Below are 21946 nucleotides of genomic sequence, written 5' to 3'. Positions count from 1 at the left end.
GCTAGTTGATTGTTACCTCATGCAGCGCGCTGCGCCCCATAGTTCGCAGTGTCGCCTGGCGTTCACTATGCCGGGGTTCATAATTTGGGGCGTAATACGGCCGGATTATGTTTGTGAGCGGCGGCATATGCACGGCGTCCGAGCTAACTTTATTTAAAGCAGCCACGATTGCCTCGATAGTGGCTTCAAAAGGATAATCCCCGCTTGAATATGCTGCGGTCAAATACGCTCCGCCAAATTCAGAAGCATAGGAATGTTGGGCGTCACGGCTGACAAAAGCCGCTTTCACCGGAACGGGCTGGGGTGACGAGTTATGCGTAAAACCGTTCGTGAGGCGATCTTTATTACTCACCACAAGATTAATTTCTAGATCCGCAGGCGACATATGCGTAAATACGTCCTCTAGCGTCTCCCGCATTTGCTGGCCAGACATAATCCAGTCGTCTAAAATGATGCTTTTCACTGTGCTTGGCGCTTTGTCGCCTAGTTCTACCGGTGAAAGAAGCAGGCGGTCACCATATTTTTGTAACTCCTCATCAGTAAAATTACCTAAAACCTGATCAAGAATAAAGCCATCACTTTTATTAGTGCTGACATGTCCCAGGTCAGCCGCTTCGAGCTCGTCAAGCTCGGCATCATCATCCGCGCCATCTGTTGCAAACGTCTTGCTGGTTATGATAAAAATTGACGATTCAGAGTTATCGCGCAGGTAGATTTTCCAGTAGTCGGCAATGGATTTCGTGGCTTCTTGTAATTCTTTTTCGCCGATAAACGATAGGTTCTCGTAGATATCCTCGGCTCTTTTGGCAATCTCGCTGGGTACTTGTGGGTGGGTCATTGCTTCCTCAAGAAGAAGCATAGTTTGTGCGAGCGCTTGTTGTTCGGTGTAGGTACGCACATTAGGCACATTTCCACTGATTGAGGTGTCGGCACCAAGCCCATGTTTCATTTCGGCAGCTGAAAGAATCAGCGTTTGGCGCGTGTTGTCGGCCGCTTGCTCTATAAAGGCTGGTTGGGGCCTCGTGCGTATATTGCGTGAAAGCTGCGCGGTTTCACCCGTGGGAAGAGCATGTTCCATTGTCATTTCAATATATTATAACATATATAACTATGTAGTTCAATATGTAAGAGTTGGTCACCTCTGTGCTTTTGTGGTAAAAACTACCATAAATGAGATTAATCTTGTATAATGACACTACATATTACTCGACGGAGACTCCCAAACATGGAAAAGAACACAAACAATTACCTCGCACTTGGTGGCGGATTTATCCTGCTTGTTGGCCTGGCGCTGCTGGCTATGACCAATGGCTGGCTGGGCTTCGATAAGCAAACCTTTTGGCCAACCTACATTGTGCTTGGTGGTATTTTTATGCTGATTCTGGGCTTTGTTATTCGCCAAGCGATGTCACGAATTGTGCTCACTACTTTAGGAACCCTTGCCACATTAACGGGCGTTTTCTTTTTCTTGTTTTCGTATAACGTTTATGAGTGGAAAGCTATGGAAGTCTTGTGGCCGCTGTTCTTAGCCATTCCCGGTGCGTCGCTGCTTGCTGGCTACTATGCTGGCGGTGAAAAAAAGGTTAAGGCGCTGCTTTTTATTGGCATCGTGCTGCTGGTATTCGGACTCATCTTCCTCGTACTGACCACGCTCAATTCGTCATTTGCAATCGCTAAGCTCTGGCCGCTGTTTATTATTGTTGTTGGCTTAGGCATGTTAATTGCCGGTCGTAGTACTCGACAGTAAAAATATACACTCAATTTATAGGGTGACGGACAAGATACTCTTGCCCGTCACCTTTTTGCTACTCGTCTTCAATAACGCCTCCAGTAGTTTCGAGCAGAATCAGCTCCTTCTGTTGTTGCTTGAGTTCTTCAAGGGCTTCGGGGTCAATCACGCTCATGTAACCATCCCTTACATTCAGCTCGAGGTAGCGAAAATAAAATCATAATACTGATATTATTGCAATATCGCTGTCTTGAAATTAATAGTATACTATTCCATTGACATACTATATCTAGAGAACTATACTTTAAGAATACTATAAGCTAAACAAAGGAGTGAATGGAAAACAAAATTAACAATTTGGTGGCCGAATGGGACGACGTGTATAAAAAGGGACAATTGAGCCTCTGGATACTACTTGCCATCTTTGAAGGGCGTAAATACGCCGCGCAAATTAGTGAATTTATGCAGGATGCCACAGGCGGCAACTTTGAAGTAAAAGAACAAAGCCTTTATCGCGCCCTCCGCCGCTTTAGTGCCATGGGCTTAGTGGCGATAATCATGCAAGATTCACCGCACGGCGGACCAAAGCGTAAATATTACGAACTGACTACTGAAGGCAAGGAGGTACTTGGGCGTTTCATCGCCTTAAATATCACCCCTATGCTGAGCCCGCCAATTAACCAACTATTAAAAACTGCCGCATGGAGCGAAAATCATGAATCAACAGAGCAAACAACCACATAAACTTGGGGTTTTAGCAACTATTACTGGGGTCATTGCCCTTATCACCATTGCCTTAACCGCTATGGAAACATTTGTTGTGTATCCCACCGAAGCCCACCGAGACACCAGCCAACAAATGCGAATGCTGCAAACCGAGGCGACGAGTAGCGGCTCGCCAGGCACCGTACTTGAATCGGCAACTTATAAAGAATTGAGCTCGTCCCCCGAGGCGCAGTATAGCCTGACTGCCGCTGCTATTACCGTTGCAGTGCTGTTTATTGTACGCATTGGAATGATCGGCTTTGTTTATAACTACATAAGAAGCCGGCGTCTCGTAAAGCACGACACGTGGGCCACGGCCCTTGTGATGATGGCCGCCTGGCTCGTGTCGCTACCTGTTGTGACATTTATCGGCGCTCAGTTACTAGGCTATTCGCAATCACCTCTTGAACTGCTTTATTCAGTACTTCTAGGCATTACGCTCGGTACCCTCATTGACTACTTGTTTGCGCGAGTCTTTAAATGGCGCTACAACCGCAAGCACAGCTTTGTGGTAGATTAACTTTTTATAAAGTTAAAGACGAATCTTTTGACTCTAAGCGTAATCCTCCATTATTGTGGAATAAGGCAACATAAAAGGGGAGGCATTATGATTTCGATCACCGGTAATAATTCAGGCGCAGGTAGCAATGGTGCCTTAAGTGCAAATGGCAAGAACAAAAACGACATCCGCCGTAAGCGCATCGGTCAATGATATAAACACCCCTCAAAAGCAAGGGGTGTTACTTGACTAAGTAAACCGCTGCACCAGAAAGCCGGGCCTGCTGGACCCCTTTTTTAAAACTGTACTCAATCAGTTCACCTTCATTATAAACACTGCCTGTCGTAGCAAACTTGAGCTTAGTAGGGCTTATCGGCTGCAATGTTTCATACCAGCCAAAGGGCTCCCAATCATCGGGATCAATAATAATGATTTTGTTATAGAGGTCGATAATCTGCACGGTCGATACTTCATTGATAAATCGGGCGCTAAACTTCCCCGGATGGTGCCCGTCTTGCAAGCTGACTGTTTCAAAGAAGTAATTCACTGCACCTAAGATTCCTAGTGCAATGGCAGTAACTGGCGAGTCTTTGGCGTTGGCTGCGACTGAAACGATTAGTTTTGTGCGTGGGTTGCAAATGGTAGCTGAAACATGCCCGCCCACATGGCCGGTGTGTCCGAATAACGGCTGCCCGCTTTGCTGAAAAAATTCAATGCCAAGACCAAAAGCCGTGCTAGCATCATATCCAGTTTCAAGCTTACTTTGAGTTTTTACCTGTTCTTTAATTGACGCCGCGCCAATGACTTGCTTCTTCAGATAAATATGATCGATGAGCCGGCACATGGCATAAGGAGTCGTGTGTAGCCCTGCCGCAGCTGCTAGAGCGCCAGCTGCCTGCCGCCCAAGGGGCTGCCGTTGGTGGTAAAATGGAAGGCCATAACCCGTGGTTAGTAGTGTTTCAGGTCTAGCGGGATAGTCTGGCCAGCCGTCGATGCCTACCTCGTCCAGTAAGCTACCGAGCAGCTTGGTATATTTTGTATGTGTGACGGCTTCAATTATGCTACCGAGCAACCCATAGCCAACATTAGAATACTTCACCCGTTCGCCAGGTTGAAAAACCAAATCGTGTTTAAGTACTTGTTGCTGTAACTGCTTAGTGCCGAGAGGCGGCGCTTTGGCGAGCCAATGTTCAGCATCATTGCCATTCGCCAGTAAACCCGCGCTGTGTGATAACAAATGGCGGAGGGTGATGCGACGCACGCGTTCATCGCTGTGGGCACCAAGCCACGGCAAGTAGCGTATGGCTAAATCATCAAGCGACAGTTTTCCCTGTTCGGCTAACCGCAATAGTAACACCGCCGTGATCATTTTAGTTTGCGACGCCATACAAAATATATGGTGTGGCGTGAGTAGCTCAGATGGCTCGATGACGGCTCGACCAAAAGCATTTGTAAAAACATTCTCGCCTCGCCACAATACCGCCACGCTCAACCCCACTATATCAACGTGTCGCAGCCGATATTCCAACCACGAATCAAGAAAGGTGGCGGCTTTTTGTCTGCGCAGTTGTCGTAGGGACATAGTTGTTAGTATACCATTTAGGCCGCTGGCATAAACCAGCATTTCGCGCTATACTATAAGCCATGAAACCAACTCTTCTTGCGGTTCGTGCAATCGGTGCTGAGTTTGCTAATCGGATATTTATAACCTCTGCGCTGGTAACGGCTGGCATCTCAATAGTTTTCATTGCGTTAATCGTCTGGCTTACTTCGCTGAGTGCATGGTGGTGGCTACTAGGGGTAATTTTGATTTTCATCATGGCTTTTGCTGTGACCGCCTTGATTGTGGCGAAAGTGATCATTAATTCTGTCCGTCCGACACAAGACCGCACTCAAAAACAACAAACTAAGGCCTTCGTCGATAAACTTCAAGAATTATCAGAAGTGATGCAAACGCCTCATTTTGTGCTGTTGTTTCAAGCGGTACGCGATATCGCCCTTCCCCGCGAGAACGGTTTTATCGCTTCACTTAGTAGCGAAACCACTTCACTCAAGAACGATTTTATTGCATTAACGCGTTCGTTTAAAAAATAATTTGTCAGCGCTCATGAATTTTTGGGCATAATTATCATGGTAAAAAGAAAATATATCATTGATTCTGGTGGAAATGGTGAAACGCTGGTGCTCCTGCACGGTTACTTGGGCTCTTCACGATACTGGGTACGGCTAAAACCACTACTGCTTGAAGCCGGCTACCGAGTCATCACTATCGATTTACTTGGCTTTGGCAACGCCCCCAAACCACGAAGAATCAAGTACGATTACAACGACCATATTCAGCATATCCAGGCTGCTATCGAAAGCCTGCATTTACAGCAGCCATTTACAATTGTCGGGCACTCGATGGGCGCGTTATTAGCGCTACGCTATGCACGGCTTTACCCGCAGCAAGTGAAATCATTAATACTACTTCATCAGCCGTTATTCAAAGACCGTCAAGAAGCGGTTACTTCAATTCGCAGTACCGGGCGATCGTACCGATTCTTGCTTGATTCGCGCTTTAAGCGAATTGGCTGGCTGTTTGTAAAAGCCTTAAATTACCGCCACATCAAAAACCATAGCCCAGCTGCCCGCGAAGGGTCACTTAAAAACGTTATTGAAGCGGCTGAGGGCTTGACTGATTTAACCGCCGTCATCCAACCTGCGCTTTTAGTGGTTGGCCAAAGCGATCGCCAGGAATACGCCGCCAACGCCACCTTGTTTGCATCCACCTTTAGTAAAACCGTCACAGTGCTGACTGTCGATACTGGCCATCACGCACCGTACTTTCAGCCGAAGCAAACTTTTACCTGGCTGGATGAATTTTTAAGTAAAGCTAAATAAATGTCAGCCCTCACGAACCTATAAAAAGGTCTTGGTTTTGGTGGTTTGTTCTTATGATTATCGCCCTTTCCTACCGTTCGATTAGATGACGGCTGTAGCAGAGTTTGCTATACTCGGGGTCGAGTTGTACCAACAATAGGGGTAAATATGGCGACGGCGTTTATCATGGTTGTCGATGGAAAAAGCGACAAGATGGAAACTTTTGTCGAAATTGAGCATTTGAAAGCCTGGAATGAAAAACCTACTTTTGACAGTATCGACTATGTGCAAATTATGGAGAGTCTACCATCCTGGCGACCAATTCCGTATCAGATGATGTATGGAGGGGCACGCGTTTCGAACGAACAAGGCCAGGCCCAAATCTTCGCCCGTACGGTTGAAGCCGCCCTCGCAGCCTATGAGTGGTTGTACAGCTGGTCTGAAACCGACTCGCACTCATAGCTTACACTGTGCTGGCGGGGTTATAATAACGCCGCCAGCACACTAATTTGTAATGATCGTAGTATACTTGCAGTATGATTTATTCTTTTTTCGCTGGCGACATTCTTCGGCCAGAAGACGTGCCCAGTTTGATCTTTATTATCGCTATTTATGCCATACCATCAATTTTATTTGTCATAACGCTAATTATGCTGATCCGCGACGCATTCAAGCGAAAATTTAGGCGCCGCACTCTAATTTTTATGGTTTTGACCGTTATTGGATTACTTATTAATACAATAATTACTAGCTCATATTGACTATTTCGCCCCAAGCGCTCCGGCCAGTACATCACCCAGTACATAGGCCAATCCGGCAGCAATACCACTAAGCAATAAAGTTTCGAGGGCAGCTTTTAGTTGGCTAGTTTTGGTCATTTGTCCTTTTACGATACCGATGGCCATAAAAGCAGCACCGGTGAGGAAACAACTGATCGCGAACAGGGCGGTCTTATCCATTTTCAAGGCAAAAATAGCATCGATCACATAAATCAGCACCGGTACGAATCCGACCACCACGAATGAAACGAAGGTAGCAACGCCATCGCCCAGAGGCGTTTCGCCGCCTTCATGAGTTTCGTCTTTGCTCTTTTTCAGATCGCGTTCCGATTTAGCCGATAAGTAGGCGCTGGCGCCCATTGAAAAGCCATCGGCAATCAGGTTAGCGAAGCCCAAAATTATAATTACCAACGGGCTGAGCTGCGCACCGGCGGCCGCTGCTACGACCGCAAAGGTAGTCACTGTGCCATCGATTGCTCCGTATACTAACTGTCCTAAATATTGTTCAAACTTTTGTTTCACTGCTTTAAAGCCTCCTTTACATCATCTAATGATACCGCAATTACCTCACCTGGCGCTACCTGTCCGGCGAGCATGCGCTTTGCAAACAAATTCTCAACTGTTCGCTGCACAATGCGCCGCATTGGCCTCGCGCCGAGGCGTGGGTCGTAGCCAGCATCTACGAGGTAGCGCTTGGCTTCTTCGGAAACGGTGATGCTCATTTTTTGAAGAGCCAAATTTTTATTGACCCCCACCAATATGAGGTCGACGACTTGCAGTAGTTCATCTTTGGTGAGCGGTCGAAACACCACTATTTCATCGAAACGGTTAAGAAATTCTGGGCGAAAAGCTTGGCTGGTAATCAATTGGTTGATGAAGGGCTCTTCAAATTGTTCGAGCTCATAGCCAGCATCAATGTATTCGCGTATCGTATCGGCGCCGGCGTTGCTGGTGGCAATAATTATAGCATCACGAAAGCTGACCTCGCGGTTGCGCACATCGCGCAAAATGCCTTCATCGAGCAGTTGCAGCAAAGTGGCCAGCACATTCGGGTGGGCTTTTTCAATTTCATCTAACAGCACCACACTAAACGGTTGCTTCAGCACCTGGGCTGTTAAGCTGTGCGGATCTTCGGCGCCATCGGCGATCAAGCGTGCAACATCACCTGGCCCGACATATTCATTCAGATCGAGTCGGACAAGCTGGTTTTCGCCACCGAAATAAACATCGGCCAGGGCTTTTGAGAGCTCGGTCTTTCCTACCCCTGTTGGGCCTAGGAACAAAAAGGTGCCAATCGGGCGGTTCTGGTTGCGCACCCCCGCCCGCGCCCGGCGCAAAGCATTGCTCACTACATTGACCGCCCTGGTTTGGTTAATCATGCGCTGATGAATCAGCTGTTCCATATTCAGTAGGCGTTCGCGTTCTTCGCTGGTATTCGCAACGCCCACCTTAATATTGTACGTTTTTTCAATCGCCGCTTGCACCGATGGCGCTGATACCAGACCGTCATCGGCGTAGCTGGTAGCTGCTTCCAGTAACTTTAGGGAACGCCCGGGCATGGCTAGCTCGTGAATGTACCGCTCGCTTAAGCGGTAGGCTTCTAGTAGCGCCTGGTACATTACCGTGACTTTGTGCTGGAATTCAAGCACGATCAAGTGGTCCTGTAGCACCCGTAAGGTTTCTTCTTTGGTCGCCGGCGCTATCGTCACCCGATTCAGCGCATTCGCTAGCGCCGGATTCCGCTGGGAAATTTGTAGCCAGCGCTGTTCGTCCATGGTAAGAATAATCCTCAGCGCCCTGCCTTCAAGAATTGGCAGCAGGACATTACTAATATCCACCGACCCTACGCCTTCTTCAAAGAATAACTGCGCGTCATCGAGACAGATAATGATGTTTTTGGCTTTGTAGGCTTCTACCAGCAATTGGTTTACCAGCTGCTCTAATTCGCCACGCCCGGGTGCACTTGCAATTAGCGCCGCGGCATCGAGGCTAATAACTTGATGGTAGCGAAGATTGGCCGGAATATGGGCCGCTCCATCGAGTAGCAGCTCGGCAAAGGCATGCACAATCGTTGTTTTGCCGCTCCCGGCTGGCCCGACCAGCGCTACATTCTGCCGCCCACCGGTACTAAATACATCAAGCATTTGTGCTAATGCTTGATCGTGCGCCTCTAGCTGCACCGAGAGTAACCCCCCGCGAGCAATATTGGTGCTGACATTTACTCCGAACCGGGCAAGATACGGCGTGAAGCCAAACGACCAATCACGAGCGATGCCACCGGTTCGACGCGGGGTTTTATGCTTATTAATTAAATCTTGCACGTGGTGGTACCAGCGCACGCCATCAATTACATCGGCTTCATCCAGCTGCATATGCGCCAGCAAGTTGGTCGCCTCGGGGCTTGCCTGCAGCAAACTGACGGCGATCATCGGCGTTGAAATACCGGCGGTTGCGAATTGCTGTTTTAGCGCCATTGCTTTTTGCCAAATAGCTTGCATTTGGCCTGGGTCTTCAGCGGCAAAGTGTTGCAAAAATGCTGGCCCTAGCCCAAAGCGCGCAATCATAAAATGCCCGCCGCTCGCCTGCATGGCTGCTTCAGCGACACTATTAGGAGTCGGCCGTTCGGGTAATAAGCCAAGCAGCTCACTATCCAAGAAAGCGTCAATCGACTGACCTTTTGGATCGGGCGGGATGGCCTGTAGCTCGTGTTTCCACCAAAAAAGCAGCATCACGCCAAGGCTCGAAACTCCCAACAGTAACCACCCAACAGCCATGCTATACAAGAGCATCCCCGCGCCGCCCAAAATTAGTAGTAGCATCAATAATGCGGCGCTGACCCTTACGGGTTTGGTTAACTTACGAGCGAACCGAGCTTTACGAGCACGTAAGCTCGAGTAGTTAAATTTTACCTCCATGGCAGCCACCCCTGGATAAACAACACAACACCTACTACTGGCAATAGTGGTAACAAAGGCCAGATCATGAGTAGTGCCACATTAACAACAACCGCCAACAACAGGGCAAATGCACCGATAATAATCATGAATAATCGCATAATTGCCCCGATAACGCGCGAAAACAGCCGATCAATAAAGGCACGAAACTGCATGTTCAACGACCCATTCACCCGGCCAGCGGAAATTTGCCGAAAAGGCGCAAAGAGCGTTTTTAATAGTAAATCAATCGAAAACAGATCGGCAATGCCAGCCAGCCGCAAGACTGCCTTTTTTAACTGCTGTTTCCACCCCTCGGTATACCACCACAAGAAAAACGCCACCAACATATATGCTTATTGTAGCATGGGTGCGGTATACTGGACGTATTGATATGGCGAAAAAACACATTACTTTACTAGGCAAAGCTGTGCAAAAGGTTGCCGCGCTTCGCGGTGGCGGTTCGGCACTTCCGGGATTAGTGGTCGAGAAACTCGATCCGCACTTTTTAAGTCGCACTCTGCGTTCACTTCCAATGGGGGTGGTGGTTATTAGCGGCACCAACGGCAAAACTACCACGACTAAAATGGTGGTGGCGCTGCTTGAAAGCCAGGGTTTGCGGGTTTTTACCAACCGCACTGGCAGTAACTTTACCAGAGGCGTCGTTGCGGCGTTGCTCCAAGAAATTGATCTCGATGGCCAGCTGCACGCCGATATTGCGGTTCTAGAGCTTGATGAAGCCCACGCCGTACAATTTGTTGCAAGCGTGGCGCCGCGCTACACGCTACTGCTAAATGTTATGCGCGATCAGCTCGACCGGTTTGGCGAAATCGACAACACTGCAAAACTATTGAAAAAAATCGCCGATAGCACCAGCCATGGCTTAGTACTCAATAGCACTGATCCGCGCATTCGAGCCATTGCCGAAACGATTACCGGCAAGCAAATTAACTTTTTCGGCCTCGGAAAAGAAGTGCGGCCGCTGTTCCCTAGTGACGATGAGCTCTATCACACTAAACTCGATACCCCTATCAATAAAAATGAAGTTGAGCTATCAGCAATTTCAGATGATACCGTCACCTTTACCATCGATAAAAAACCGCTACCGGTAAAACTTAAAATTACCGGCGCATACAACTTTTTGAATGCCGCAGCCGCGCTGGCTTTTACCCGGATGATCATTCCTAGCGCTCAGCGCGATGACGCCAAACTCATGGCTGCCCTGCAGCAGGTCACGCCGGCATTTGGTCGCGGCGAAGTGCTGATGGTGAATGGCCAGCCGCTAGAACTAATTTTAGTCAAGAATCCGGCTGGTTTTCGCCTGGCGCTGCAATCGTTCCTGCCCGAAAAAAACGCCACCATGATCGCTATCAACGATAATTATGCCGATGGACGGGATATGTCGTGGCTATGGGACGTCGATTTTAGTTCACTGCGCGAGTCAGGTGTAGCCGTCGTCAGCGGGGTTCGTGCCTACGACATGGCCTTGCGCCTGCAATACGATGAAGTTGAAATCGGCGACGTCGACACCTCACTGGAGGAGGCACTGGCTACTTTACTTGCCAAGCATCCGGAAAAGCCAAAACGCATTTTCTGCACCTACACCGCCATGCTTGCCCTGCGCCGCAAACTGAAAAAACTGACTACTGTGGAGCACATTTCATGAGCAAAAAAACCATCACAATCGTGCAGCTATATCCGCGCGAAATGAATATTTACGGCGACTGGGGTAATGTGCTTACCCTTGGTCGACGCTTGCAGTGGCATGGCTATGCGCCAAAAGTTGTGCCCTACCACCCAGGCACTCCTTTCCCAAAAGAGGCTGATATTATTGTTGGTGGTGGCGGCCAGGATTCGGGCCAGAATAAAGTACAAGACGATTTACTGGCTATTGGCGATAGGCTTCATGCGCTGGCTGATGACCACGTACCGATGCTCGTTATTTGCGGATTATACCAGTTATTTGGCCGCTTTTTCCGTACGGCGAGCGGCGAAACAATTCGCGGCATCGAACTTTTTAAAGCCGAAACTATCGCCGGACCAAAACGCTTGGTGGGCAATATTATTATTGAAACCGATTTTGGCGATGTTATCGGTTATGAAAATCATAGCGGCCTCACAACGCTCGACCACGACCAGCCCGCCTTCGGCCGCGTCCGAAAAGGTGCTGGCAATAATGGCCAAGATAAAACCGAAGGTGCCGCTTACAAAAACGTTATTGGTAGTTATTTGCACGGCTCAATTCTCCCCAAAAACCCCAGTTTAGCTGATGCGATTATCGAAGCGGCGGTGATACGAAAATACGGCGAGTTTCATCCTGAAATTATTGATGACCGCTTTGCAGAGCAGGCGCGAATGGTGGCGGCTAAGCGACCGCGCTAATATTATCATCAATTTTAAGAGGGCCTCGCCGATTGCTGGCAAGACCCCTTGGTTCTAGCTGAGGCGTGTGTTCAATTCGCGGATATACCGCGGCTCAGCTTGCGGATTGCGCGGCCAATATCGCTCGGTATCCAGGTAACGTACAAGCTTCACGCCCATCCCAAGCAGCATCAACTTTTCGGCGATTGCCTCATCTTTGGTCCAGCGTTCGCCGTGCTGATTCAGACAAACCTCACTTAGCGGTAGAGCGCCTCCTTGAATAAAAGCGATAGGCAACTTCGCCAGGTAGATGCGAATTTCAGGGAGCCTGGTGGCAAGCGCCATGGTACTAAACCTGACCTCGCCTCCTGGGCTCATTACCACAACATCACCGCCACGCCCCTTGAAGTTCTCGTACAAGCACTCCTCAAAGCAGGTCTCAACTTCCTCTGCGGTTTCCGTCGTGAGGTCAGTAAATTCCCTACTCATTAGCATCCCTTCTTTAGGAGCCCTTTGCGCGTAAGTATACCATAGAGGCTATATATTGGATAGATCAGTGAGAGTATCATGCACCAAATATTGACAAATATTCTTTAATCTGTTACCTTAGTAAAGTTGTGTTGAGCTAAAACTGCTCAGTCAAAAATAAACAAGAAAGTAAAATAGCGGCATGCCTAACGAAGATACTACCCTTCTGAAATACATTGAATTATGCTGTTTTCTCAGCGCCTATTTTAAGCTAACGGTGCTCCGACGCGACGACGACTGGCAGCGATCGGCAAACGAGATCGTCGAAAATTGCACTTTTAGGTGCGTTGAAACCATCATTCGTCAAATTAGCCAACTTTTAGATGAGCTAAGTGGCGAAGCGTTACTTAGCTGGGTCACTCGGTTTGCAGCTGGCTGGGAATGTCGGTCGCCACAAGACGCGAAGCAGTGCTTGTTTCGCTTGCAGAATGAGCTAGAAGAAGCGATGAGCCGCAGAGAACAGCAACAATCCTACCTACTCGTGGCTTAGGCTTGTCACTAAACAGGGAATTATTAGAAATATCTTAACTCTAAGCTGTCATCTATTGACGCTTACGCTTGTGGCCGATTACAATACAGGGTACATATAAAGGATCCCTGACGTAACTATGAACAAATGGTTCGCACTGCTATTTCTTGTACTGATTGTTCTTAGTGGCGTCGCTTTTATTCTGCCGGCCACCCCAGGAGTAGAAGCAACTTCCGAGCGGGTTAATTTGGCGATCTGTTTGTTGATTTTTTTCACTCAAGCTGCGGCCACCCTCTTTTTCCTCTCAAGCCTACCGGCGTTTAAGAAGCATCTTCGCCGCGCCTACGGCCTGCTCGCGAGCGGCATTTTCTTGCTTGGCTTAGTGCAGTTACAGTTACCGATCAGTAACTTTATTTTCATCGACCCGATCGTTCTTTCGTGGACGGTGGTACTACTGTCTTTCATGAGTTCAACGGTGATGTATTATTCTGCAAAAAGATTCGCCAAGCAGCTGGCATTCTCTTCGCTATGGACTAATGCACTGGTGGTGGCAGTGTTAGCGGCCATACTATTCTTTGCAACTTCATTGCTCCCCCACGATGAACTTGGTATCGAAGAATGGATTGTCGACGGCGTCTTTGGTTTATTTGCGGGCAGCGGCGTTTTTGCTCTTGCCAGTGCCCTTGTAATGCTTAAACTCCGCCACCGTATCAATCCGCGCTATTTTACACCCATTACCTGGCTCAGCTTCGCTTTTATAGCAGTGGCAGTGGCAGGAGTTCATGAACCAATTGTTCGATTGCTTCCCTATTTTAGCCAAGAACAATTTCTTGATTATTTCCTTTACGGTTTTGCTTTGTGGCCACTACTGCTAGCCTCAAGCCTGTTCTTATATGCCAGCATGGCTTTTGCGCGCCTGCGAAAACCCTCGCCACTGTTTCCTGAACATGCAACTCCTGTGCAAGTTGTTGAAACCGTCGCGGCAATGGTCTCAGATTCGCGCGCTATCCAGCCCATCATCGACCGGCTGCGTGAAATAGATAACGTTCGCGCTTACGCCTTAAGCGATCAAGAACGCATCGCTTTAAAAGATATTTACTTACAGCTGGAAATTTACCTCACTACCGAAGAGCCGATTCGAAAGCTTAACCGCGAAGCTTTGCGCGAATCATTGCCCGATGATTTCAGAAGTGCTTTTAAGCTATAGGGTACGCTATACTTTACTGCATGGATATTGCTGCTTTTCAAAAAGAATTTCAACTTGGCGTTGCACACTTAAAACATCATGACCCGATTTTAGGTGCTCATATTGCAACCGGACCGATGCCGACGCTCACACCTCACACTAATTACTACCAAGATCTTGTGAGTGCGATTATTGGCCAACAACTCAGTGTTAAGGCAGCGGCGGCAATTAAAAAACGTTTTCTTGATCTGTTTGATGGTGCCTTTCCAACGCCCGACATGATCTTGACCAAGGACATTACCACTCTTAAGAGTGTCGGCCTTTCTTTACCAAAAGCTAAGTATATTCAAGACTTAGCCCGACGAATTATTGATGGCACGGTTCGGTTCGATACGCTCGACGCCATGACCGACCAGGAAATAATTGCCGTGCTAACCGAGGTAAAGGGTATTGGCGAGTGGACGGTGCACATGTTTTTAATGTTTTGTATGGGGCGATTGGATGTTTTACCGGTTGGCGATCTTGGGATTCGTAATAGCATTAAGCGATTGTATAATCTAGAAACCCTCCCGTCTCCCACAGTCATCAACGAACTGGCCGATAAGAACGGCTGGCACCCCTATTGCTCAATTGCCGCCTTATATTTATGGCAGGGACTCGATAATATGCCTAAATAATCGAGGCTGTTTTGCGCACTTCCCCCAGGGGTCTTATAGACATTTTTGATGAAAGCATCTCCACGCGACTTGTTCATTGGCCCCTTTCTATAAAACTTCTATTTGCCGTGGTGAAACGTCAGTGGTAATCATGACCTCCGGGCGCGGTACCATTGCTAGATCAGCCTGTTCTAGCGGCACTACCGCCGCCCAATAGCGAACACCGAGTTGCCGTAGCTCGGCTTCAGATAGTTGCTGTATGTTCTGCTTCACGGCGTCGTACAGGTCGAGATTAGAGAGAAAACAGTTACCAAAGGGGACCTGTAAGCGCAGTAACTGCCTCCCTTGTTTTCTGTAATTAGAAAGTGGAACATACCCGCCAGTTTTTATGTCTTTCACCGCCGTTTCATTCCCAAGAAAAGTGTAGAGATTGTTGTCGCGGCTAACTCCCCTTTGCTTTAGTTCGGGCGGACAAATGCTATCAAGAAACTCGTCCGTGCGAATAATCGCCGCAGCTTGCCCTTTTTCACCCCGTGAAGTGCAGCGTAAGCCATTTTTAAGCGCATCGGGGAGCAGGTTTTGGGAAATCTCATGATACAACACCATTGCTTTAAGTATACGGCAATTTGCCATAAGCTGTGAGATAATAACCGATATGAACTTCGACAAACAGCGCCTGCAACTCGCCTCTCATACCGTTTTTATCCAGAAAAGCCTCACCGAGAAGCCACTCACCTTTGTGCTCATCCATGGCATTGGTGCTTCGAGCACCTATTTTTTGCCGCTGTTTGCAGCGCTCGCACCTCATTATAACGTTGTGGCTATCGACCTGCCCGGCTATGGTAAAACGCCAACGCCACCCAAAGCCTTAAGCATCCCTGAACTAAGCGCAGTCGTTATTGAGTATCTGCAGCAGGAAAAAATCAGCCAGGCAGTACTTGTTGGCCACTCGATGGGCTGTCAGATTGCTGCGCACATAGCAAAGCAGCGTCCCGGGCTGTGCAAGGCGCTAATTTTACTGGGTCCAACCGTCAATAAATGGGAACGCGGGCGGTTATTACAGGGCTGGCGTTTACTGCAGGACGCCTTCCAAGAGCCACTGCGACTCAATAAAATTCTCATTCGTAGCTATCTTGAAATGGGGCCGCGGCGCTACTGGCAAACCTCACGCTACATGATCGCTGATCGAATCGAGAAAACACTCGACAATGTTGCCATCCCCACCCTGATTATTCGAGGTGATAAAGATACGGTTGTTTCAAAGGCCTGGATGCAGTATCTAGCTTCCCGATTAAAACATGCCGAAATAGTAGAAATACCAGGTGCCGGACATGTGGTGCAGTTTACTAAACCAAAACAGATACTCAATTTGTGCCAAGGTTTTTTGCGGCGACACTAAGTAGGTTCGTTTACTTTGCCTGAAATAGGTCTATAATAAATAGTAGCCAACATAAATGGGGAAACAGGCATGAGATTTCTTTCATCAAAAATACATACAATTATAGGGCTACTTGTGGGGATTGTGCTGTTATTTGCACCACAATTATTCAGTTTTACCAATAACGCCGCGGCTTCAAACGTTGCTCTCTACGTGGGCATCTTTATTATCTTAAGCGAACTTATTACCACCAGTCGCTTCAGCCCATTAAAACTCGTGCCCATGCGCACCCACCTCATTCTCGACTACCTAACCGGTGCCTTTTTGGCAGTGTCGCCGTGGCTGTTTGGTTTCGCCAATGAACCAAGCAACTACTGGCTACCGCACCTGCTTGTCGGTATCTTGGTCATAGGCTACGCCCTTGTTACTAATCCTAACGCCGACACTAACGAACCGACCGTGAGCTAATGGCGCGCACCACGACCGAAGTATTTGAAGATCACTTACAAAAACGCCTGCATGGCGATATCGAAGGTGATGTCACACAGAATTACGCGAAAGATGTGGTATTTCTCACCGGAACCGGTGCTTTCCATGGGCACGAAGGAGTGCGTCAATCCGCGCAACAGTTAGCGGCAATTGTGGGAGAACAAGCCACCTTCGAATACCGGCATACCTTAGTAGACGGCCCGTACGCCTTCTTGGAATGGACAGCGACATCAGGCAAAAAGACAGTTCTTGATGGCGCAGATAGCTTTGTCATTCACGATGGAAAAATTGTCTTTCAATCGATTCACTACTCTACTAATAAAACAAAGCGCGAGAAGCAGTAACGTCAACTTTCATTAAAAAGGGCAAGAGTGGACGGCTCTTGCCCTTTTATGTTCACTACCCAAAAGCGCCGACAAACTGCTGATGCAGAATATCCGTCACATCCCGGGCCGTCATCGTGGCAACGGTAGCTACATCTCCCAGCAATTCTCCGACTGTTCCCTGATAGCCAATCCGCATCGTTAGCTGCTGCGGCTTAATTCGCATGCCATGCAATGCCCGCAACAGCTGTAGCCGCGAAAAGGTATCAAACCGGAAGGGAACAATCAGGGTGCGATTGAAGGCATCAGGGGGCAGCAACTTAATGATCTTTCCCACGCCTTGCTGCCAAGGACGCTTCACCGCATCCATCACGCCCCCAGCCGGGCACAGCACAACACTGCCTTCATCCAAAACGGTGCTCACACAGGCTTGAAGGCTCAGCGCGTTAATTATCCTGATTTCTTCAGCCGACGGCAATCTGCCACGAGCCCGTAGGCGCCAGTAAAGATCACGATTCAGCTTGCGCTTGCGATCTCGAGCCAAGGTGCCTGGAATAACCGGAATCATGGCGGCTAGATCGACTTTAAGCGAGGCCAGGATACGCGCCTGCATCGAAAATGGTTTAGCCACAAGCCGCACGCTTTCTCGGCCGTACTGGCCAAGCACCGCCAAAAACGGCACCAGCTCAACTGCTTGACGATGATCACCGACAAACAGTACACCTCGTGCGTGTTGTCTCAAGCATTCAGTATCTCCAATCACACGCAGGTCGACTTGAATCGCCTCGAACAAGGAGGCCATTCCAGCAGCGAGACTTTTGCCTTCCATTGCTGCCCGCATCCGGCGAATGATCGGCAGCCCAAAACGATACGGCTGGGGCAACACAAACTGTGTCAAACCGCCCAAACTTTCCGACATCATCGTCTCCCATCGTAGAGCTTGCCTTTACTTGTAGCACATGTAGGCCGTTAGTACAAACCTTCGAAGCTTCGTGACTAATGGTGAGATGCTCTTTTTGTTGACATTTATATGATTCTATTATATACTCTAATTGTCTTCGACACTTCAACAGGAGGCGGGCCTTGCAGTCGCCATTAGCTCAGACACCACGCTTCGCTTTCAATGCCGGCATTGACGAAGAAAGTGTGTCACAAGCAATCAATTGGCTGCTCAACAATCAGACGCAGAAGCATCTCACCGTCCTCCTCACAACTCAAGGAGGCAGTGCTTTTCAAGGGCTGGCGCTTCGCGATGCGATCCGTCTGGTTTCACAGAATACAAAGGTATCTGTCGTAACATTGGGTGCCTGTATGTCAGCCGGAATACTGGTCCTGACCGCTGTCCCGCGTGAGAATAGGTTCTCAGGACCGCTGACGCGTTTCTTGATCCACCCACCGAAGACCTGGAACGACAAGCAGAATTTTGCGCACTCCACCTCACGCCCTAGCGACAAAGTACTAAAGACGCAAGAGGCGATGTTTGACCATCACCTTGAAGAGGGATACAACATTCGGGAGATTCTCATCCGCCTACTGCACGAAGATAGCTGCCTCTCGCTTGAAGAGGCGGAAGCGCTTTACAGCAAGGAAAGTTATTTCTCGGCAGCCGAAGCTCTTAAGATGGGGATCATCGGCAGTGTCCTGAGCCACGCCCCGATCCAATCGGACACAACTGGAATCAAACGCCCATGGTGGCGATTCTGGTAACAACCCGCTCGTGAGATTCCCGTCTCTTGGAGCGGGTTTCTCATTTGTAATGTCTTAGGCGTATATATTTGAAAATATGAAGAACGGGCCTGCCAATAACGGCGGGCCCGTTTAAGATTACTTGCGCAAACGCACGGCGACTATGTTCTTATCGCCTTCTGCGAGCCGTTGCAAGGCCTTGAGTGTGTCCTGGACCACTTCTTCCAGCTTGGCTTGGTCTCTCAGCTCGGGTTTAGTAAGAATCAACGAGTCAAAGCTGTACCTTGTCACCCACTTTTCGTCCTCATCCGGTAGAACATAACATATGCCATGAGGCGCATCGAACGCACTGGGCCGTCGTAGCCTTCCCTCGCTATCCAACTTTTCGTTTGGTAACGTAGAGCCAAAATGCGAAAAGTAGTTCTTGAGCGACCCTGCTCCACGTCCCCGAACTTCAATATATCGGCCGGTAATCAACGCTGCTTCCTCCACTAGGTGATTGTCACGCCAGAAGGTCACATTCAATCTATACTGCTCTTGGCATCACTACGGATACCTGAGTTACTTTAGTGAAAACCGCTTTGCAGTATTCCCCGGCAGTAAATTTAGAATCGTCCACCCATCTTCATAAGAAAGAGGGGTGGACGACCGAAGGGCCGCTACTCGTTACGTGGCGCTTCAGTGGCACCGCTAGTGCGGTCAGGGTCAACGGGTGGAGGAGTAACTCCCTCTCCCGTGTTTGATGGCCTCAACCGTCGACCACCCACGTCCCCTGGAGGATCCGCCGGTCGCTGTGGCTTGCAATGACTAAGCGGACGCTTAACATGAGACATAGCCTCTCCATTAAAACAGGTGCTTTCGCACTGGAATGAATTCGTCAGCAAACCACACGAAACACGAGCTAGCGCCTCTATTATACCATGCATTCCACTAAGGGAAAGATTCGAACCTTCTCGTGTTCTACTGATTAATGCGTCCGATCCCGGCGAGGCATTTAGAGCTTCAGTTGCATGGGATACTGTTTGTTATATTCTTAACATGTACTTCTGAGCGAGTAGACGAGCAAAAAAATGGCTTCTACACTGCAAGAGATTGGATTTTTCATGAGCAATGACTCACAGTCGCACGCTAAGGTTACTGCCGAGAACTGGGATGAATTGCGGCAAGCAGGATTTGAATTCTTGAGCAATATTGGGCGAGAGAGTTATGTTTCCGGGCCCGATGAGAATCACTATCCGCGCTATCTAAACGATCTTCGCAAAGAGCATGGGCCAGAAAATGTCAAATTGGGCCACCCTATGAACAAGCTTACAGGCCATCCGGATCCTGACTTCGGGGGTGGCGACCTTCTCGGCGTCTACGCCAAGCGAAGGTAGCCGCATATTCATCCCCGGCGAGCAGTTTCTGGCTGCTCGCCACTTTTTATGTAATTCTGACTATGCGCTCAGCTTAAAGACTATACTTCAGCTGTTCTTAGCCATAGAAAAATGACAGAACATAAAAGCTCTGTCATTTTTCTATGGTCGCAGAGAAGATACTGCTGTCGAACCTATTTTGGAAGCGCTACAATCATTATTGCAAAACCATCAAACGCTGAAGTCTAAGGTGGTCGACCTAAAATCACTGACGGGCAACATGATTAAATCAGAAAGAGCTATGTCGATGGATTTCTTATTGTAAACCTTTAATCAACCCTAGTTTCTGGGTTGAACTTTCTTCTTGCTTTGCGCTGCATAGTTTGAAGATGTTAGATTTGAGGATAAGTAATCGTCATTTAAGATACTAATGAGACTCTTGGCATCTCTCTTATTTTTAATAATCATCTTGCCAGTTTCAGTATTAAGCTCTATATCGAGGTCGTGCGAGTCTTTAAGCTCTTGGAGTTTTATTTGCGAGAGAGTTATGTTATTGTCTTCAAGTTTTTGTAACTTATTTAGTGCAACTTTATCGCCAGCGAGTAATGATTCCAAGGTTGTACCATCTTCAAGTTCGATATTTGCCGCATGCCGAGATTCAATTCCGCCTAATTTTATTGAAGCTATTGCTACTTTTTGTGTTTCATAATCAAATAGCGCTTCAAAATGCCCAGGATGTAAAATATGAATAGTATCTCCAAAATAAACAACATGGTTATCTCGTGACACCTGAAAGTTGGTAGGATGCTCTAGCTTGCCAAAATTTGAACCCGTAAAAAACAAACCAAATTTTCTGCTTTCTTTCAGTATGTGTGCGGGGAATAATCTTTGGAATACAACCATTTCTTGCTCGTTAAACTGGATGCGAAGTGCTAGAGCTGTCACACCATCTAAATTGCCTTCTTCGTTCTGAAACAATTCGAGAGAATCAAGGCTGCCAGACAACTGGTCTTTAACGGACTCAAAAGCAGGCACCTCACTATCCTTGAGCGTCCATAATACGGGATGTTCAGGAGTTTGCTGGGGGTCGTACTCTTGTTTTACTAGACCCTCGTCGGGTCCCAGCGTAATGTAATTGCATATTGGACGTGCAAAGGAGTCAATCAAGCCATCTTCAATGTTTTGGTCGATATTTGTTCGATACAGTGTCTTGTCTTTGGTCATAACAAGTAACTGAACTGTAATCTCGTCAGTTCTAAGGTCTTGGCCACCTAAAGAATTAACGTACTGGAAGATGTCATTTGTCGGATTCAATGTAAAGTCCTTCGGATAAAATGGTTACCTTTATGCCATTGTCGTTTTTGAGGTTATTTTTTGCAAGCATTAGCACTTCATTGTCTTTAACGACTAATTTAAGTACTTTATACCCTAGTATGCTTAGTACTGGATTTAAGTAAATCATATTCGACTGTATATATAAGAAACCAATCATTCCGAATATGAATATATTTGCTATAAGGGCATTATAGTCATCAAACGTGAATCCTACGAAAGGTATCAAATATGTAATCAAGTAGGCTAGTGTATCCTGCATGTTTCTATCTAATACAGTTGGCCTGATTGTAACTGGTGATAGCTTTTTAGCAATTTTCAAAAAGGACAGCACAATGACTATGCCGATAAACGCTAATGCTATGAATAAGAACGATAAATATGGCAGCTCAAGCCATCCGTATTTGAAACTTCCAAGGAGATTATTTTTCCAATGTAAAATTGAAAGCAAAATAAAAAGGGGTGAATACGAACCAAGAAACAGACCAAACCTAGCACTTCTTTTCATTTCAAAACTCTTAACTTTACATTAGCATCCGTACGTCTATATATCTAGTGAGCATTATAGCCACACATTCAGAACTACAGAGCTAGGTAGAAGCGCCTTACAAATCTT

28 protein-coding genes are annotated in these 21946 nt (G+C 47.8%); 16 read left to right on the top strand and 12 right to left on the bottom strand.

All coding sequences use genetic code 11. From position 1 onward, the window contains the following. Window position 1: 1 nt before the first annotated feature. Window positions 2-1078 (bottom strand): hypothetical protein, encoded by a 1077-nt coding sequence (locus VD907_00975; GenBank protein ID HYG83434.1) that lies wholly within the window; start codon window positions 1076-1078, stop codon window positions 2-4. 147 nt (window positions 1079-1225) lie between these two features. On the opposite strand from VD907_00975, the gene VD907_00970 reads away from it, so the two are divergent. The 3 genes from VD907_00970 (at window position 1226) to VD907_00960 (ending at window position 3014) form a co-directional block, all read left to right on the top strand. Beyond that, window positions 1226-1747, top strand: a complete 522-nt coding sequence (locus VD907_00970; protein ID HYG83433.1) for a hypothetical protein — start codon at window positions 1226-1228, stop codon at window positions 1745-1747. A 318-nt stretch (window positions 1748-2065) separates the two neighbouring features. Further along, complete coding sequence (locus VD907_00965) at window positions 2066-2473, top strand: PadR family transcriptional regulator (protein HYG83432.1); 408 nt, start codon at window positions 2066-2068, stop codon at window positions 2471-2473. Further along, window positions 2445-3014 (top strand): hypothetical protein, encoded by a 570-nt coding sequence (locus tag VD907_00960; protein ID HYG83431.1) that lies wholly within the window; start codon window positions 2445-2447, stop codon window positions 3012-3014. The genes VD907_00965 and VD907_00960 overlap by 29 nt, the downstream gene beginning before the upstream one ends. Window positions 3015-3234: 220 nt before the next feature. Here the strand turns inward: VD907_00960 and VD907_00955 are convergent, their stop codons facing one another. After that, window positions 3235-4575, bottom strand: a complete 1341-nt coding sequence (locus VD907_00955) for a serine hydrolase domain-containing protein (protein HYG83430.1) — start codon at window positions 4573-4575, stop codon at window positions 3235-3237. 62 nt (window positions 4576-4637) lie between these two features. Here VD907_00955 and VD907_00950 point away from each other — a divergent pair, with 62 nt between their 5' ends. The 3 genes from VD907_00950 (at window position 4638) to VD907_00940 (ending at window position 6317) form a co-directional block, all read left to right on the top strand. After that, the gene (locus tag VD907_00950) at window positions 4638-5087 is read left to right on the top strand and encodes a hypothetical protein (GenBank protein ID HYG83429.1); all 450 of its coding nucleotides are present in this window, start codon (window positions 4638-4640) and stop codon (window positions 5085-5087) included. A gap of 36 nt (window positions 5088-5123) precedes the next feature. After that, window positions 5124-5876 (top strand): alpha/beta hydrolase, encoded by a 753-nt coding sequence (locus tag VD907_00945; GenBank protein HYG83428.1) that lies wholly within the window; start codon window positions 5124-5126, stop codon window positions 5874-5876. A 147-nt stretch (window positions 5877-6023) separates the two neighbouring features. After that, window positions 6024-6317: a hypothetical protein gene (locus tag VD907_00940; protein HYG83427.1), complete on the top strand. Its 294-nt coding sequence runs from the start codon at window positions 6024-6026 to the stop codon at window positions 6315-6317. Between the two features lie 299 nt (window positions 6318-6616). On the opposite strand, the gene VD907_00935 is transcribed toward VD907_00940, so the two are convergent. Genes VD907_00935 through VD907_00925 form a run of 3 tightly spaced genes read right to left on the bottom strand, consistent with a single transcriptional unit; the run spans window position 6617 to window position 9917 of the window. Then, window positions 6617-7156 (bottom strand): VIT1/CCC1 transporter family protein, encoded by a 540-nt coding sequence (locus tag VD907_00935; protein ID HYG83426.1) that lies wholly within the window; start codon window positions 7154-7156, stop codon window positions 6617-6619. Beyond that, complete coding sequence (locus VD907_00930; GenBank protein ID HYG83425.1) at window positions 7153-9549, bottom strand: ATP-dependent Clp protease ATP-binding subunit; 2397 nt, start codon at window positions 9547-9549, stop codon at window positions 7153-7155. The genes VD907_00935 and VD907_00930 overlap by 4 nt, the downstream gene beginning before the upstream one ends. Then, window positions 9540-9917, bottom strand: a complete 378-nt coding sequence (locus VD907_00925) for a hypothetical protein (GenBank protein ID HYG83424.1) — start codon at window positions 9915-9917, stop codon at window positions 9540-9542. Before VD907_00925 ends, VD907_00930 begins: the two co-directional genes overlap by 10 nt. 44 nt (window positions 9918-9961) lie before the next feature. On the opposite strand from VD907_00925, the gene VD907_00920 reads away from it, so the two are divergent. Together VD907_00920 and VD907_00915 are read left to right on the top strand one after the other, a co-directional pair. Next, complete coding sequence (locus VD907_00920; GenBank protein HYG83423.1) at window positions 9962-11233, top strand: MurT ligase domain-containing protein; 1272 nt, start codon at window positions 9962-9964, stop codon at window positions 11231-11233. Beyond that, window positions 11230-11949, top strand: a complete 720-nt coding sequence (locus VD907_00915; GenBank protein HYG83422.1) for a glutamine amidotransferase — start codon at window positions 11230-11232, stop codon at window positions 11947-11949. Before VD907_00920 ends, VD907_00915 begins: the two co-directional genes overlap by 4 nt. Window positions 11950-12003: 54 nt before the next feature. Here VD907_00915 and VD907_00910 read toward each other — a convergent pair whose 3' ends face one another. Beyond that, on the bottom strand, window positions 12004-12417 hold the full coding sequence (locus VD907_00910) for a hypothetical protein (GenBank protein HYG83421.1): 414 nt from the start codon (window positions 12415-12417) through the stop codon (window positions 12004-12006). Between the two features lie 181 nt (window positions 12418-12598). On the opposite strand from VD907_00910, the gene VD907_00905 reads away from it, so the two are divergent. The 3 genes from VD907_00905 (at window position 12599) to VD907_00895 (ending at window position 14788) form a co-directional block, all read left to right on the top strand. Further along, window positions 12599-12946, top strand: coding sequence for a hypothetical protein (locus VD907_00905; GenBank protein HYG83420.1), 348 nt, complete (start codon window positions 12599-12601; stop codon window positions 12944-12946). Window positions 12947-13064: 118 nt separating this feature from the next. Continuing rightward, window positions 13065-14132, top strand: coding sequence for a hypothetical protein (locus VD907_00900; protein HYG83419.1), 1068 nt, complete (start codon window positions 13065-13067; stop codon window positions 14130-14132). 20 nt (window positions 14133-14152) lie between these two features. Continuing rightward, the gene (locus tag VD907_00895; protein ID HYG83418.1) at window positions 14153-14788 is read left to right on the top strand and encodes a DNA-3-methyladenine glycosylase; all 636 of its coding nucleotides are present in this window, start codon (window positions 14153-14155) and stop codon (window positions 14786-14788) included. Between the two features lie 87 nt (window positions 14789-14875). Here the strand turns inward: VD907_00895 and VD907_00890 are convergent, their stop codons facing one another. After that, window positions 14876-15400, bottom strand: coding sequence for a hypothetical protein (locus VD907_00890; protein HYG83417.1), 525 nt, complete (start codon window positions 15398-15400; stop codon window positions 14876-14878). 22 nt (window positions 15401-15422) lie between these two features. On the opposite strand from VD907_00890, the gene VD907_00885 reads away from it, so the two are divergent. The 3 genes from VD907_00885 to VD907_00875 all read left to right on the top strand — a co-directional run bounded on the left by VD907_00885 (window position 15423) and on the right by VD907_00875 (window position 16978). After that, a complete protein-coding gene (locus VD907_00885) occupies window positions 15423-16166 on the top strand; it encodes an alpha/beta hydrolase (protein HYG83416.1) in 744 nt (247 codons plus the stop codon). 69 nt (window positions 16167-16235) lie between these two features. Next, window positions 16236-16613 carry an SPW repeat protein gene (locus tag VD907_00880; protein ID HYG83415.1) on the top strand — a complete coding sequence of 126 codons (378 nt, stop codon included), beginning with the start codon at window positions 16236-16238 and terminating at the stop codon, window positions 16611-16613. Continuing rightward, window positions 16613-16978: a nuclear transport factor 2 family protein gene (locus tag VD907_00875; protein ID HYG83414.1), complete on the top strand. Its 366-nt coding sequence runs from the start codon at window positions 16613-16615 to the stop codon at window positions 16976-16978. The genes VD907_00880 and VD907_00875 overlap by 1 nt, the downstream gene beginning before the upstream one ends. A 55-nt stretch (window positions 16979-17033) precedes the next feature. Here the strand turns inward: VD907_00875 and VD907_00870 are convergent, their stop codons facing one another. After that, entirely contained in the window at window positions 17034-17879 is an 846-nt protein-coding gene (locus VD907_00870; GenBank protein ID HYG83413.1) for a hypothetical protein, read from the bottom strand. 161 nt (window positions 17880-18040) lie between these two features. Here VD907_00870 and VD907_00865 point away from each other — a divergent pair, with 161 nt between their 5' ends. After that, the gene (locus VD907_00865) at window positions 18041-18664 is read left to right on the top strand and encodes an ATP-dependent Clp protease proteolytic subunit (protein ID HYG83412.1); all 624 of its coding nucleotides are present in this window, start codon (window positions 18041-18043) and stop codon (window positions 18662-18664) included. Window positions 18665-18781: 117 nt separating this feature from the next. Here the strand turns inward: VD907_00865 and VD907_00860 are convergent, their stop codons facing one another. Further along, on the bottom strand, window positions 18782-19162 hold the full coding sequence (locus VD907_00860) for a hypothetical protein (GenBank protein ID HYG83411.1): 381 nt from the start codon (window positions 19160-19162) through the stop codon (window positions 18782-18784). Window positions 19163-19302: 140 nt separating this feature from the next. Beyond that, the gene (locus VD907_00855) at window positions 19303-19476 is read right to left on the bottom strand and encodes a hypothetical protein (GenBank protein ID HYG83410.1); all 174 of its coding nucleotides are present in this window, start codon (window positions 19474-19476) and stop codon (window positions 19303-19305) included. Between the two features lie 270 nt (window positions 19477-19746). Here VD907_00855 and VD907_00850 point away from each other — a divergent pair, with 270 nt between their 5' ends. After that, window positions 19747-20019, top strand: a complete 273-nt coding sequence (locus tag VD907_00850; protein ID HYG83409.1) for a hypothetical protein — start codon at window positions 19747-19749, stop codon at window positions 20017-20019. Between the two features lie 318 nt (window positions 20020-20337). Here the strand turns inward: VD907_00850 and VD907_00845 are convergent, their stop codons facing one another. After that, window positions 20338-21312, bottom strand: a complete 975-nt coding sequence (locus VD907_00845) for a Kiwa anti-phage protein KwaB-like domain-containing protein (GenBank protein HYG83408.1) — start codon at window positions 21310-21312, stop codon at window positions 20338-20340. Then, on the bottom strand, window positions 21296-21838 hold the full coding sequence (locus tag VD907_00840; protein HYG83407.1) for a hypothetical protein: 543 nt from the start codon (window positions 21836-21838) through the stop codon (window positions 21296-21298). Before VD907_00840 ends, VD907_00845 begins: the two co-directional genes overlap by 17 nt. Window positions 21839-21946: the final 108 nt, after the last annotated feature.

This window comes from Verrucomicrobiia bacterium (assembly GCA_035629335.1).
GTDB lineage: Bacteria > Patescibacteriota > Saccharimonadia > Saccharimonadales > Saccharimonadaceae > DASUUR01.
This window is presented reverse-complemented; position numbering and strand designations above follow the sequence as displayed.

Excerpts from the sequence above, each read along its gene's own strand:
- VD907_00975 (HYG83434.1), bottom strand. The coding sequence starts at position 1,078 with ATGGAACATGCTCTTCCCACGGGTGAAACCGCGCAGCTTTCACGCAAT.
- VD907_00970 (HYG83433.1), top strand. The coding sequence starts at position 1,226 with ATGGAAAAGAACACAAACAATTACCTCGCACTTGGTGGCGGATTTATC.
- VD907_00965 (HYG83432.1), top strand. The coding sequence starts at position 2,066 with ATGGAAAACAAAATTAACAATTTGGTGGCCGAATGGGACGACGTGTAT.
- VD907_00960 (HYG83431.1), top strand. The coding sequence starts at position 2,445 with ATGAATCAACAGAGCAAACAACCACATAAACTTGGGGTTTTAGCAACT.
- VD907_00955 (HYG83430.1), bottom strand. The coding sequence starts at position 4,575 with ATGTCCCTACGACAACTGCGCAGACAAAAAGCCGCCACCTTTCTTGAT.
- VD907_00950 (HYG83429.1), top strand. The coding sequence starts at position 4,638 with ATGAAACCAACTCTTCTTGCGGTTCGTGCAATCGGTGCTGAGTTTGCT.
- VD907_00945 (HYG83428.1), top strand. The coding sequence starts at position 5,124 with ATGGTAAAAAGAAAATATATCATTGATTCTGGTGGAAATGGTGAAACG.
- VD907_00940 (HYG83427.1), top strand. The coding sequence starts at position 6,024 with ATGGCGACGGCGTTTATCATGGTTGTCGATGGAAAAAGCGACAAGATG.
- VD907_00930 (HYG83425.1), bottom strand. The coding sequence starts at position 9,549 with ATGGAGGTAAAATTTAACTACTCGAGCTTACGTGCTCGTAAAGCTCGG.
- VD907_00925 (HYG83424.1), bottom strand. The coding sequence starts at position 9,917 with ATGTTGGTGGCGTTTTTCTTGTGGTGGTATACCGAGGGGTGGAAACAG.
- VD907_00920 (HYG83423.1), top strand. The coding sequence starts at position 9,962 with ATGGCGAAAAAACACATTACTTTACTAGGCAAAGCTGTGCAAAAGGTT.
- VD907_00915 (HYG83422.1), top strand. The coding sequence starts at position 11,230 with ATGAGCAAAAAAACCATCACAATCGTGCAGCTATATCCGCGCGAAATG.
- VD907_00910 (HYG83421.1), bottom strand. The coding sequence starts at position 12,417 with ATGAGTAGGGAATTTACTGACCTCACGACGGAAACCGCAGAGGAAGTT.
- VD907_00905 (HYG83420.1), top strand. The coding sequence starts at position 12,599 with ATGCCTAACGAAGATACTACCCTTCTGAAATACATTGAATTATGCTGT.
- VD907_00900 (HYG83419.1), top strand. The coding sequence starts at position 13,065 with ATGAACAAATGGTTCGCACTGCTATTTCTTGTACTGATTGTTCTTAGT.
- VD907_00895 (HYG83418.1), top strand. The coding sequence starts at position 14,153 with ATGGATATTGCTGCTTTTCAAAAAGAATTTCAACTTGGCGTTGCACAC.
- VD907_00890 (HYG83417.1), bottom strand. The coding sequence starts at position 15,400 with ATGGCAAATTGCCGTATACTTAAAGCAATGGTGTTGTATCATGAGATT.
- VD907_00885 (HYG83416.1), top strand. The coding sequence starts at position 15,423 with ATGAACTTCGACAAACAGCGCCTGCAACTCGCCTCTCATACCGTTTTT.
- VD907_00880 (HYG83415.1), top strand. The coding sequence starts at position 16,236 with ATGAGATTTCTTTCATCAAAAATACATACAATTATAGGGCTACTTGTG.
- VD907_00875 (HYG83414.1), top strand. The coding sequence starts at position 16,613 with ATGGCGCGCACCACGACCGAAGTATTTGAAGATCACTTACAAAAACGC.
- VD907_00870 (HYG83413.1), bottom strand. The coding sequence starts at position 17,879 with ATGATGTCGGAAAGTTTGGGCGGTTTGACACAGTTTGTGTTGCCCCAG.
- VD907_00855 (HYG83410.1), bottom strand. The coding sequence starts at position 19,476 with ATGTCTCATGTTAAGCGTCCGCTTAGTCATTGCAAGCCACAGCGACCG.
- VD907_00850 (HYG83409.1), top strand. The coding sequence starts at position 19,747 with ATGAGCAATGACTCACAGTCGCACGCTAAGGTTACTGCCGAGAACTGG.
- VD907_00840 (HYG83407.1), bottom strand. The coding sequence starts at position 21,838 with ATGAAAAGAAGTGCTAGGTTTGGTCTGTTTCTTGGTTCGTATTCACCC.